The sequence below is a fragment of the Paenibacillus dendritiformis genome, assembly GCF_945605565.1.
Taxonomy (GTDB): domain Bacteria; phylum Bacillota; class Bacilli; order Paenibacillales; family Paenibacillaceae; genus Paenibacillus_B; species Paenibacillus_B dendritiformis_A.
This window is the reverse complement of the sequence record NZ_OX216966.1, coordinates 6,215,259-6,228,644: the sequence shown is the minus strand read 5'-3', so window position 1 is coordinate 6,228,644 and position 13,386 is coordinate 6,215,259. Positions and strand designations below refer to the sequence as shown.

8 protein-coding genes are annotated in these 13,386 nt (G+C 55.2%); 7 read left to right on the top strand and 1 reads right to left on the bottom strand.

Annotated elements, in window-relative coordinates; genetic code table 11:
• Positions 1–2: 2 nt before the first annotated feature.
• The 5 genes from NNL35_RS27975 to NNL35_RS27955 all read left to right on the top strand — a co-directional run bounded on the left by NNL35_RS27975 (position 3) and on the right by NNL35_RS27955 (position 6,407).
• The gene (locus NNL35_RS27975; RefSeq protein WP_006677683.1) at positions 3–1,472 is read left to right on the top strand and encodes a sensor histidine kinase; all 1,470 of its coding nucleotides are present in this window, start codon (positions 3–5) and stop codon (positions 1,470–1,472) included.
• On the top strand, positions 1,447–2,820 hold the full coding sequence (locus tag NNL35_RS27970; protein WP_006677684.1) for an AraC family transcriptional regulator: 1,374 nt from the start codon (positions 1,447–1,449) through the stop codon (positions 2,818–2,820). The genes NNL35_RS27975 and NNL35_RS27970 overlap by 26 nt, the downstream gene beginning before the upstream one ends.
• Before the next feature lie 331 nt (positions 2,821–3,151).
• On the top strand, positions 3,152–4,504 hold the full coding sequence (locus NNL35_RS27965) for an ABC transporter substrate-binding protein (RefSeq protein ID WP_040731903.1): 1,353 nt from the start codon (positions 3,152–3,154) through the stop codon (positions 4,502–4,504).
• Positions 4,505–4,604: 100 nt separating this feature from the next.
• The gene (locus NNL35_RS27960) at positions 4,605–5,585 is read left to right on the top strand and encodes a carbohydrate ABC transporter permease (RefSeq protein ID WP_006677686.1); all 981 of its coding nucleotides are present in this window, start codon (positions 4,605–4,607) and stop codon (positions 5,583–5,585) included.
• Positions 5,586–6,407 carry a carbohydrate ABC transporter permease gene (locus NNL35_RS27955; RefSeq protein ID WP_006677687.1) on the top strand — a complete coding sequence of 274 codons (822 nt, stop codon included), beginning with the start codon at positions 5,586–5,588 and terminating at the stop codon, positions 6,405–6,407.
• 23 nt (positions 6,408–6,430) lie between these two features.
• Here NNL35_RS27955 and NNL35_RS27950 read toward each other — a convergent pair whose 3' ends face one another.
• Positions 6,431–6,712, bottom strand: coding sequence for a hypothetical protein (locus tag NNL35_RS27950; protein WP_006677688.1), 282 nt, complete (start codon positions 6,710–6,712; stop codon positions 6,431–6,433).
• Between the two features lie 503 nt (positions 6,713–7,215).
• Here NNL35_RS27950 and NNL35_RS27945 point away from each other — a divergent pair.
• Complete coding sequence (locus NNL35_RS27945; RefSeq protein WP_420832883.1) at positions 7,216–9,330, top strand: 5'-nucleotidase C-terminal domain-containing protein; 2,115 nt, start codon at positions 7,216–7,218, stop codon at positions 9,328–9,330.
• Between the two features lie 161 nt (positions 9,331–9,491).
• Positions 9,492–13,247 (top strand): S-layer homology domain-containing protein, encoded by a 3,756-nt coding sequence (locus tag NNL35_RS27940; RefSeq protein WP_006677690.1) that lies wholly within the window; start codon positions 9,492–9,494, stop codon positions 13,245–13,247.
• Positions 13,248–13,386: the final 139 nt, after the last annotated feature.

Sequence of the window (13,386 nt, the reverse complement as noted above, 5' to 3'; positions counted from 1 at the left end):
CGATGAATATCCGCACGAAGTTATTCGTATTTATTCCTCTTCTTGTCATCCTTGTCAGCTCCGTCACTTATTTTATTTATTTCAGCAGCCGAACGATGCAGGAGAGCTACAACCTGATGATGGAGCGCATTCTGTTGTACAAGCAGATTGCCCAACAGACGGAGCAGCATCTTCGGACGCTCAGCCGTTATTTAATCGACCAGAAGGATACGACATATCACGAGCTGGCGGCCCAGCAAGAGGAGCTGCTCGCCTTGAAGGGGAACCTGGCCAAGCAGGCGGAGACGGACACCAATGAGACCTCGGTCCGGAATTATGACCATATGCTGGACTCTTTCCTGGAGAAAGTGGAGGAGGTGTTGGGAGCGACCGATGTGCGCGGTTTGCGGTCGTATGTCGTCTTGTACGAGGATACGGAAAAAATCGCTGGATTCATTCGGGATCAAGGCCAGTCGCTCGTTGATCTGGAGCTGAGCAGCTATCAGCCATATTACCGGCAAATCCTGCAAAATACGCAGCAGATGAACAAGATCGGCCTCGCCTTGTTCGGGGTGAGCATGCTGCTCAGCATCGTCTTCGTCATCTGGCTGTCGCGGAGCATCAGCCGCCCGATACATATGCTGGTCCGAACCGCCAAGCAGATCGCGAAGGGGAATCTGCAGATTGCGCCTCCCGTGTTCCGCCAAGATGATGAATTCCGGATCTTGTCCGAGGCGTTCCAGCATATGCTGGCCAATATCCGCAAGCTGATTGCCAAGGATATGGAGCATCTGGAGCGGGAGCGTCTCGTGAAGGAACTGGAGCTGCGGGCGCTGCAGAGCCAGATCAACCCGCACTTCCTGTTCAATACGCTCAATGTGCTGTCGAAGCTGGCGCTGATCGAGGGGGCCGACAAGACAAGCGACTTGACTGTGTCCGTCTCGAATTTGCTCCGCTACAATTTGCGCAAGCTGGATACCCCGGTGACGCTGCGCGAGGAAGTGGACAATACCGCGGAATATTTCTCGATTCAGCAGGCGCGGTTCCGGGAGCGCATTCGCTGCGAGATGTGTATCGAGGAGCGGGCGCTGGCACAGTACATTCCGTGCCTGTCGCTGCAGCCCATCGTCGAGAATGCGTTCATCCATGGCGTCGAGGGCATGGAAGAAGGCGCGGCCGTGCGCTTGTCCATTACCCGCTCGGATACGGAAGTGATCGTGACCATCGCGGATAATGGAGCAGGGATGGATGACGCGACCCGGGCCTCACTGTTGGGGAAGGGAGCGCCGGAAGCGGACGCCCGCTTCCGCGGCGAAGCGCACCGTTCGACCGGGCTTGGCTTGCAGAACGTATTCAAGCGGCTGCAGCTCTTCTACGGCCGGCAGGATATCGTGGAGCTGGAGAGCGAGGCCGGGAGAGGCACCACGGTAAGGCTGCGGCTGCCCATTTATGAGGAGGTGGAAGCGGATGTACCGTCTGTTAATTGCGGATGACGAAGCGTTGGAACGGGAAGGCCTGGAGTTGATTATTACCCGTGCCATGCCGGAGCGTTTCGAGATGATTCATGCGCCCAACGGGCGCCGGGCGATAGAGCTTGCGGAACGGCATCGTCCGGACATTGTGATGATGGACGTGAAGATGCCGGGCATTCAGGGGCTGGAAGCGCTGCAGGACATCCAGGCGATCCACAGCCGGGTGAAGATGGTGCTGGTGACGGCTTATGATCATTTCGCTTATGCGAAGCAGGCCATTGCCTTGGGAGTGAAAGACTACATCGTGAAACCGGCGAAGAAGGAACAGATCATCGGCATATTGCAGCGGCTCGTCCAGGAGCTGGAGCAGGAGCGAAGCAAGCGCGATACCGAGCTGGCCTTGCGGGACACCGTCTCGCGGTTGATGCCCCTGGTGGAGAACGAGCTGGCGATGATGCTGATGAACGACCGGGTCCAGGACTGGAATGTGCAGCAGCTGGCGGAACTGGCTCAGTTCCCGCTGCAGATGGGGTATGCCCTGGTCGTCGCCGTGGCCGCTCCCGATACGGACGAGGCTTGCGAGGGCGGGAGCCGGCGCTTGCGGCTGGAGAAAGTATACAACGCCGTCAGGCATGAACTGGCCGGCCGCCTGTCATGTATCGTCAGCCCGATTATCGGCGAACAGATGACGGTCTTCGTCCGCTTGAAGGACGGCACACAATATGCGAACGAGGATGTGCTCGCGATGGGAGAGGAGCTTGTTGCCCTGCTGCGGCAAGCGGCGGAGGCCGCGGTCCATATCGGAATCGGGCGCTTGAAGCTCGGCATCGACAAGCTGCGCGAATCGTATGCGGAGGCGGCTTGCGCGGCAGCATATGCCCGGAATGCAGCTTCTGCCGCGGTCGTTCATTTCGAGCAGGTTCCGGTTCGAGCCGGCAGCTGCTCCCGTCCGGCACAGCTGCATGCGGTCCGAAGCGGAACCCATACCGAAGAGGCGCTTCATGCAGCCATTCATCAAGTGCAGGCGGGCCGCGATCGTGAAGCGCATGCCGTTATCGAGGAGGCGCGAGCCATTATCCACGAGCGGTTCCACCTGCCGCTTGCGATGGAGGAAGTGGCCGGGATGGTTCATCTGAGTCCTTATTATTTCAGCAAGTTGTTCAAGCAGCAGGCCGGAGCGACGTTCACCGACTATATTACGCAGCTGCGCATTACCCGGGCATGCCAGTATATTGAGCAAGATAAGCTGTCACTGAAGGAAATCTGTTACCAGGTCGGGTACCGGGATCCGAATTATTTCAGCCGCGTGTTCAAAAAGGTGACAGGGGTAGCCCCGACCGAATACCGCAGCCGTCATAGCGGCGATTAGTCGGCGAGCTGCTTGAATGGGCCGGCGAAGCATAATACGCAAGCTTCATGCGGAGAGGCCGGCCCGTCCCCCCGCAGCGCAATGGCTTATTCCGTTCCTTGCCTGGACGGAATTGTCTCATGTAAGCGGAACGAGGCAAATAAGTGCTAGTTCATCAGCTATCGTCTCCGTATTTTTTCCCCTCCTTAAATGAATCCAGATAAATGACAAACGAGTGCAGGTCTTCGCGCCCCGGCAGGGGAGAGAGTTGTGTTACTTTGAATGTAAGCGATTTCATATGTGCGATGATGAAATCCGCAATGGCAAATCCAAGCGTGAAGGGGGATATGATATGAGAAAAAAACTGCTGTTGATGCTGTCCGTTATCTGTGTCATGAGTCTGTTCCTGGCTGCTTGCGGCTCCGGTTCGGATACGAAGCCGCCGGAGGCGGCCAAGCCGGCAGCGTCCGGGCAGGAGGAAGGGCAACAGACAGACGGAGACAAGCCGTCTTCCGGAGAGAAGAAGTCGGTTGAGATTTTCAGCTGGTGGACGGGAGCGGGGGAAGAGGCAGGGCTATTAGGCCTAATCAAGCTGTTCAACGAGAAGCATCCGGATATCGAAGTCATCAATGCCGCCGTGGCCGGAGGCGCGGGCACGAACGCCAAGGCGGTGCTGGCCAGCCGAATGCAGGGCGGGGATCCGCCGGGAACGTTCCAGGTGCATGGCGGGGCTGAACTGAACACGGGCTGGGTCGCGGCCGGCAAGATGGAGGGCTTGAATGATCTGTTCGAGAGCGAAGGCTGGATGGATAAATTCCCGCAGGATTTAATCGAGATGGTGAGCGAGGGCGGGACGATCTACTCCGTCCCCGTCAATATCCATCGCGGCAACGTCATTTTCTACAATAAGAAAGTGTTTGACGATCATGGAGTGACTCCTCCGGCCACCTTCGACGACTTCTTCCAAGCGGCCGATGCGCTGAAGGAGAAAGGTATCACTCCGCTGGCGCTCGGCGACAAGGAGCCTTGGACCGCGACCATGGTCTTCGAAGCGGCGCTCCTTGGCGTGCTCGGCCCGGAAGACTTCAAGAAGCTGTACACGGGCGAGATTCCGTTCGACGATGCGAGAGTGAAGGACGCGCTGGAGAAGACGAAGCACATGTTCAGCTATATTAATGACGATCATGCGGCGCGCAACTGGCAGGACGCTGCGCAGCTGGTCGCTAACGGCCAGGCGGCGATGAACATTATGGGCGATTGGGCCAAAGGCTACTTTACGACCGATTTGAAAATGCAGGCGAATGTCGATTTCGGCTGGATTGCGACGCCGAATTCTGGGAACAGCTTCATGGTCATTACCGATACGTTCGGCCTGCCTCAGAACGTCAAGGATGCCGATTCGGTGAAGGAATGGCTGAAGGTGCTCGGCTCCGTCGAAGGACAGGATGTGTTCAATCCGCTCAAAGGGTCGATTCCGGCGCGGATCGATGCGGATGCGAGCAAATATGACGCTTATGGCCAAGCCACAATCGAAGACTTCAAGCAAAGCAGCCTCGTGCCGAGTCTGGCGCATGGTTCCGCCGCTCCCGAAGGCTTCGTGACCCAGGTCAATCAGGTGATGACCATCTTCGTGACGAACGGGGACGTAGAGCAAGCGGCCCGCTCGCTACGAGACGCCCAGCTATCCAGCGGCATCGCCAAGTAGGCGGCTGACCGAGGCGATCCTCGGCCGGCTCTGACGGACATTGCAAGCGGGGCCGGGGGCGGGATTCCGCTGCCGGCTGCCGCGGTCAGGAGGGATCAATATGAATGCCGCAGGCACAGGCGGAGAGACGCTGCGCCCAACCATGCCGCCGGAGCGGAAGGCGCGGCGGCGGAAGAGGGTCAACATCGTACCCATATTGATGGTGCTGCCCTCACTTGTCGCGATTGCGATATTTGTGTACGGCTTTATCGGATGGAGCGGATATGTGTCCTTCACCGATTGGAACACGCTGGCCCGCAATTTGGACTTTGCCGGCTGGAAGAACTATCTTTTTCTATTTCAAGATTTCCGGTTCCAATCGGATTTGCGCAATACCTTCGTGTTCACGGTGCTCTTTATTGCGGTGACGATTAGCTTCGGCTTGCTCTTGGCCGTGCTAGTCGATCGGAAGATTCGCGCCGAGTCGTTCTTCCGCAACATTTTTATTTTCCCGATGGCGCTGTCCTTCATCGTTACCGGCGTCGTCTGGCAGTGGATCCTGAACCCGTCGACAGGGGTCAACTTGATCCTGAAGGCCATCGGGATAACGGATGTGCCCAAATGGTATGTCAGCACCGACATTATCCCGGGCTTCCGCTTCGGGCAGATTGAGCTCGGGCTGCCCGTCGCCCTGATTGCGGTGGTCATCGCTACCGTCTGGCAGCTGTCGGGCTTCGCGATGGCCATGTATCTGGCCGGGCTGCGCGGCATACCCGAGGAATGGAAGGAAGCGGCCCGGGTGGACGGAGCCGGCGAATGGACGATATTCCGGCGCATTCTGCTGCCGCAGCTCCGCCCGATTACGGTCAGTCTCATCATCATGCTGACCCATATTTCACTCAAAATATTCGATCTTATCTACGCCATGACCGGTCCGGGAGCGATGTTCGTCACGGATATGCCCGGGGTCTACATGTTCGAGACGACGTTCCGGGGCAATCATTACGCGCAGGGGGCCGCGATCTCGATGGTCATGCTCGTGCTTATCTCGCTGTTAATCGTCCCGTATCTTCTGTCAAGCATGAGGAAGGAGGAGGCATAGATGACGCAAAAACGAGTGCAACGGATAGCGCTGTACGCCGGTTTGACGTGCTTGGCCTTGCTCTTTCTCGTGCCGGTATATGTGCTGCTTGTCACGAGCTTCAAAGGGTTGGACGAGATTACGCTGGAGCGGATGTGGGCGCTGCCGAAGAGCCTCGATTGGTCGGGGTATCGCGAAGCTGTGTCCAAGCTGTATCCGCATTTGAGCAACAGCTTCCTGCTCGCGATTCCCGCCACCTTATTATCGGCTCTGTTCGGGTCAATGAACGGCTATGTGTTGTCCAAATGGCAGTTCAAAGGCTCGAACGCGCTGTTCGCGCTGATGCTGTTCGGGATGTTCATCCCGTATCAGAGCATCTTGATTCCATTGATTCAGTTCATGCAGCGCATCCACCTGTACAATTCGATTCCGGGGCTTATCCTCATTCATGTCGTATATGGGTTGCCGGTCTGCACGCTCATGTTCCGGAATTTCTACGTGGCGATACCGAATGAAATGCTGGAAGCGGCCAAAATCGACGGCTGCGGCTTCTTCGGCATCTACAAAAACATGATGGTGCCGCTCTCCGTGACGGGATTCGTCGTCGTCGGCATCTGGCAATTCACGAACATCTGGAATGAATTCCTGTTCGCGGTGACGATGACAACGCAGAAGCAGCAGCCGATTATGGTCGCGCTGCAAAATTTGTCCGGCAGCCAGATTGTGCAGTGGAACGTCCAGATGGCCGGGGCGCTGCTCGCGGCCTTGCCGACGCTGCTCGTCTATATTTTCCTGGGAAGATATTTCATTCGCGGATTGCTGGCCGGATCGATTAAAGGATAAGCGGTGCCGTTTTCCGGGCGGAACTATTCGTCTTCAATCCGTTCCCTTTGCGATTCCTCCGTCATCAGGTCTTCGCCCGGATAGTTCCGTTCCAGTCCTTGATGCAATTGCAGATTTTCATTGCCGAACGGGTTGGGACCATGCTGCCCCTTTCGCCATGGCGTACTTTTGCCAAGCGATTCCGATTCGATGCTCGCGCCATATGGCCCTTCCGGGAATTCCTCCGCTGTCAAGTCATTGCGCTGCGATTGCACCGTCGACACATCGGTATGGTTGTGTTCGGTCTCGCGATCCGATGGATCCATCAATGGGAGCACCTGCCTTTCTTTTTCGAGTAGTGTATCCGTGAACTCCTGCCGTCATTCGCGGCCCTTCTTTCACCGCGTCGCAAGCAACCGTTCTGGGATGACAAGCTGGAAGAGCAGCTGCGCGACAAATTGAACCTCTAAACCTCTTGAAAATGGGCGGATTTCACGAAATGTATGTTAATCCATTCATAGATATGAAGCGGAAGGAAGAGTATAGTATTTGTCGAAAGCGCTGACAACCCTGTGCTAGTCTGGCTTCGCAGCCGATGGGAGAGCGGCGCTCGTCAAGGATGATGAATCGATATGAGGGGAGCAGCAGCATGATGATCCAGAGCAGATCCACTTGGAAAAAATGGCTGAGCGCGTTGATGGCGGTTACGATGCTGACAAGTCTTGTCGTCACTTCAGCGGCCGCTTCTGAAAGCGTTGCCAATGAAGGCTTGGCAAAGAAAGATGTACATATTACCTTGTTAGGGACTTCGGATATCCATGGGCGTTCCATGCCTTGGGATTATGCCTCGGATGCGCCCAATCCGAGCGGAAGCCTGACGCAGTTATTCACCGCCATTCAGCAGATTCGCCAGGAGAATCCGAATACGATCTTGGTGGACGCCGGGGACATGATTCAAGACAACTCTGCGGAGCTGTTCAATAGCGAGCCCCAATCGCCGATGATGGTGGCGATGAATGCGATGGGCTATGATGCATGGGCATATGGGAATCACGAGTTCAACTTCGGGTTGGATGTATTGGACAAGGTGAGCAGCCAATTTGAAGGCGTCATGTTAGCGGGCAATGTATATAAGGACAATGGGGAACGCTTTTTTCCTGCCTATACGATTATAGAAAAGGAAGGCGTCAAAATCGGTTTAATCGGCATGACGACGCCGTTTGTCCCCGACTTCGAAAAGGGAACGGATCATGTGAAAGGCTTGGTCTTTACCGATCCGGTGGAAGAAACCAAGAAGGTGATTCAAGAATTAACAGGCAAAGTGGATGTTATGATCGGGGTTATGCATATGGGGCTGGACAATGAAAACAACACCCCTCATTCCGGCGTGCGGGATATTGCCAACGCGAACCCGGAGCTGGCGGCGATTTTTGCCGGGCATATGCATACACTGGTCAACAAAGAAGAAGTAAATGGGGTATTGATTACAGAACCGAATAAATATGGAACGCATATTTCCCGCATTGATTTGCATTTTAGCCAAGAAGACGGGAAGATGGTGCTGACGTCCAAAGGTGCTTATACGATCCCGGTCACAGACGCGGACGGCAATGTTCTTGCCTCCGATCCGGGGCTTGAGGCAATCCTGAAGCCATTCCATGAATTTGCGCGTCAAGATGCCAATACGGTTGTCGGCCGGCTCGTTGGAGAGAATCTGGTTCCGCCGAACGAAATCGAGGGGATTCCGCAGGTTCAGGTAGAAGAAACGCTGCTGTCGGATTTCTTTGCGGATGTGATGCAGCATTACAGCCAAGCGGATGTCGTCGCTTTTCAGATTGACAACGATAAGGCTCGACTAGATGTCGGCGACATCAAGAAGAAGGATATCGCCTATAACTATCAATTTACATTTGGCGAAGTAACGAATTATAAAGTAACAGGCCAAGATCTGAAAGATTATATGGAGTGGGCTGTAGGGTATTTTAACTCCACGCGTCCGGGAGATGTGACGGTTAGCTTTGATCTGAAGCGCCGCTCCTCCAAGTACAGCACCAATGATTTTTTTGGGAACATCAAATATGATATCGATCTGCGCAAGCCTTATGGCCAGCGGATTACTAACTTGCGCCGTCTGGATGGTTCCCCGATTCAGGCAACCGATTCGCTGGTGCTCGGAATGAATGCGTATCGAATGGATGCGCTTGTGGCCAAGGGCGGGGCTCTCGAAGGAAGAACGTTCGAACAGCTCTGGTCTTCCAAGGACAACAGCGCGTTCGGTGAAATGGGCGGCACGATCCGCAACCTGGCGATCAAATATATTAAGGAAGAGAAGAAGGGCGTGCTGGAGCAAAAGGCGCAAAATCGCTGGAAGATTGTCGGCGTGGAGACGGACGCCCCGGCGCGCAAAGATGTCATCGAACTAGTCAATGCGGGCATTCTGAAGGTTCCGGCGACGGAAGACGGCAAATATACGAATGTGGCTTCCATTAATATTTTGGATGACGTACAGGCCGATGAAGTTAAGGCGCTTGCCGAGAAAGCCAATGTGGACGTGAAAATGGTTGCCGGGGCCCGGAACAAAGGTGAACTCTATTCCCGATTAAACGCTGCGTATCAAGCGGCCCAACAGAACACAACGCCTAAAACGGAGGTGCCCGCCCAGCCGGACAAAGCGGCGAAGCCTGAACCTGACAAGACGAAATCAGACAAACGGGAACCGGACACAGGCAGACCGGCAGAGTCGGTCAAACCGGCGAAGCCAGCTTCCCGGGTAACGGTTACAGCCTACTACTTAAACGTGCGCAACCAGGCGTCCCCGAACAGTAAAATTGTAGCCGTAGTCAAGCAAGGAACCATTCTTGAAGTGACAGGTAAAAAAGACGGCTGGATTCAAATTGCCATCGATGGGAAGACCGCATACGTCGATGGGATGTATGTGAAATAATGAGCCCTCGCGCTAAAAGCTCTCTTCGGAGAGCTTTTTTTGTTGATCCGTGTGCTCGAACGTGCCAAAAATCCCTCAAACGGGGAATATCGGATTCATAGGGGATGCTCTACAATTTGGTATGGATTACGACAAAAAGCGGGGAAAGGAGGATGCAACACATGAAAAACAGTGACCAAAAGATAAGGTTTCGGGTGGCGCTATCCATGCTATTCGTCTCCCTGTGTGCGCTCCTGCTTCTGACGGACGAAGTGTCGGCGAAGCAGGTCCAGGCGGAATACCTCAAAGTGATTGTTTACAAGCCAAGCGGCTTTTCCGGCGTGATGCACTTTTATAGCGATGGAAGCAAGGTATCTTATATTGACGTGGACAAGGGTACGCTCCATGCGCGTTGGGTCAGCTTTATTCCACTCAGCGCATTTGAAGAAGGGGTGGAGCTTTATTACAGCCGTGACGGCATCACTACAGAAAAGCAATTCATTAAGATGCAGAATTGGAATGATGCACCGGCCGATTTGAAGTGGCTGACGATTAGCAACTTCGATGGAGCCTTCGGCGAAGGACATGCCATTACCAATCAGCAATACAGGTACAGCGTGGATGGAATCCGTGTTTTGAGCGGGCCGGAGGTTCCGGCCAATGCTTTATGGGCCACCTTAAGCGAGTATGATACCGTGTGGTCAGGAGAGCACAAAACGCTGGACTACGCTCGCTCTTACGAGACCTATACGCTGGACATCGACCCGATCAGAACGGTGGCCATCGCATCAAATCATGCCACCAACACGAGCATCGCGAAGGCCGGCGATGAAGTGACGCTTTCTTTTACTGCCATCTTTCCTTTACAAAAAGCGACCGTCACCATTGCAGGACATCCGATTGAAGCGAAGGAAGAAAGCGGAAAATGGACAGCGCGCTACCGGCTAACCTCTGCCGATGCCGAAGGAGAGATTGCATTTCGCATTGATTACGAAGAAGCGGACAGCGATATCGTGAAGTCGCGTACGGAGACGACCGACGGCAGCTCGGTCCGGTTCGATAACACCCCGCCGGCTATTGTCCTGAAGCAAGCGCCGACAGCCTGGACACGCGATAATGTCCAGGTAACGGCCGAGGTTACAGATGATGGCGGAAGCGGAGTAGAGGTGCAGAAATGGGCGGCGGGACAGAAAAACATCGCCTATTTTCAAGCTGGCGGCAACATACCGGCGGGCAACAGCTTCAACGCCTCCGCCAACGGCGTGTACACCTGGTACGCCAAAGATCGCGCCGGCAATGAAGCCGTGAAGACGATCGAGATCGCCAATATCGATCGCATCGCCCCGACGTTGAACGTCCAATATGAACCGCATGAATGGACCAATGCTCCGATCGAGGTTGCCGTTGCGGCCGAAGACGAGCAAAGCGGGGTGCAGCAGTTGAAATGGGCGGAGGAAACCCGGACTGCCGACTACTTCGATAGCAATGGGACAATGATTGTCAACGATTCCTTTACCGTCCAGAAGAATGGCACCTATACCGTCTATGCAGCCGATCGGGCCGGAAATGGGACGATCCGCACCTTTACGATCGAGAACATCGATCGGACCCCGCCTGGCATTGCGTTGTCCCCATCCACCGAGACGCCGACCAATAAGGAAGTGACGGTTACGGCCAGCATTGTGGATGAAGAGAGCGGAGCAGCGGTGCAAAAATGGGCACCCGGAGAGCAAAGCATCGCATTTTTCGAAAATGGAGGAAATACGCTCACGGGAAACCGCTTCAACGTCTCCGACAATGGAGTCTATACCGTTTATGCCAAGGATCGGGCTGGCAATGAAGCTGTCGCAACGATTACGATTTCGAATATTTACAAGCAGGCTCCGCAGTTGACGCTGGCGCGTTCGCCGGATACGTGGACGAACCAGCCTGTAACGATCTCGGTCATGATTGGGACCGACCGAGGAATTGCGGTCAAGCTCAAGAAATGGGCGCGCGGGAAGCAGCCAACCGGCTATTTTCAAGACGCTGGGGAGCTTCTGGAGGGGAAGAGCTTCACCGTGCACGACAACGGCGACTACACCGTCTATGTGCAGGATGAAGCAGGCAATGAGGCGATCGCCCAGATCGCGATTACGAATGTGAACACCACCCCTCCGCACATTCAGATCACGCTCGAGCCCGCGGGCTGGACCAATCAACCGGTCACGGTGAGCGTGCTGGCGACTCATGAGGCGAGCGAGATCAAAATGCTGAAATGGAGCGAGGGCATCCGGCCAGCGAGCTTTTTTGAGACGGGCGGATCGATGATTGCCGATTCCCGGTTCATCGTCTACGCGAATGGGGACTATACGATCTTCGCCCAAGATGAAGCGGGTAACGGGGCTGTCGAGCATTTTGAAGTGAAGCAGATCGATGTAGACAAGCCTGTCATCCAATTATCCGTTCATCCCGAAGAGAAGACGAACGGCAACGTGACGATCGCAGCCCGGATTAGCGACAGGACCAGCTCTATCGCCAGACAGAAATGGGCGCCGGGCAAGCAGCCGGAAAGCTATTTCGAATCCGGCGGAACCAGCTTTATGGGCTCGGATTCGTTCGAGGTGGAAGTCAACGATGTCTATACGGTCTATGCCCGGGATGAGGCCGGCAATTCCGCCATCGCAACGATTGAAGTGACCAATATTCATAGGCTGGAGCCGGTGATTTCATTAACTCTATTCCCGACGGAGCCTACGCAAGGCCCGGTCACGGTAACGGCTTCCGTATACGCTCCGATTGATATCGCGGATCGCAAGATGGCGCTTGGACTTCACGATGCGGCCTTCTTCCACAGCGAAGGCGAGCCTTGGTCAGAGAAGCAGCCGATTGAAGTGCAGGATAACGGCTGGATTAGCTTTTATGCCACAGATACGGCGGGGAACGAGACGGTAAAGCAGCTTGAGATTACAAATATCGATCGGGAGAACCCGGCCATTACCCTCATTGGTGATCCGGTCATCCATGTCGTCCAGGGCACGGCTTTCCAGGATCCCGGCGCCTCCGCGATGGATAATGCCGACGGGGATATCTCGGCCTCCATCATCGTATCCGGACAGGTCAATACCCAGATCCCGGGTGAATACATTTTGCGGTACAATGTGACCGATAAGGCGGGAAATGCGGCTGATGAAGTCCTTCGCACCGTGAAAGTGACTGCTCGTCCGGTGGTCGATGACAACGATAATGGAGGCAGCCATGGAGGCGGGAACACATCGCCGCAGGATAACCACAAGGTTCCTGCACAGGTGCCTCAACATAATGACCCTAAGAACAAGGAAGAGCCTAAGCAATCTGATGTACCCGAAGACAACAAGCAGTGCCCGCCAGAGGGGTCCTGCGACAACACAGGGAGCTTGCCTCGCTTCACGGACGTGGAAGGCCACTGGGCAAGCGAATCGATTCTTGAGCTTGCGGCCGCTGGTGTCATTACAGGGTATCCCGACGGTACGTTCAAGCCGAGCCGCTCGGTAACGAGAGCGGAATTCGTAACCCTGCTCGTCCACACGCTGAAGCTGGAGAAGCACCAAGAGACGGTATTTGCCGATACAGGGAACCATTGGGCGAGTAAAGCGATCTCGATTGCTCAAGAGTACGGCTTGATTAAAGGGTATAATGCGAGCACCTTCGGCCCAGACGATCGAATAACGCGTGAACAGATGGCTGCCGTCATTGCCCGGGTATATGCGGGGGATAGAGCGGCTTCATCTGAAGAGCTGCCGGCGCTGGCTTATGAAGACGCTGCCGGTATCTCGGCATGGGCAGCGGATGCGGTCCATTGGGTTACCGTGCAACAGATTATGATCGGGAGCGATCAACGCCAATTCCGGCCGAAGGCGTTCACCTCCCGAGCGGAGGCCGCCGTTGTCTTGGCTAAATTACGGGCCCAATCAACATAAGGCTGCCTGATCAAAGCCTTCCGATCGCTGCGTTCTGATCGGAAGGCATTCGCTTTTTCACTCGCTCAAGGTCCGTGGCAGCCGCGTGCTGGAAGCCGCTCCATCAGTAGGGCTAGCCGATTCGAGACCGGCGAAGGCT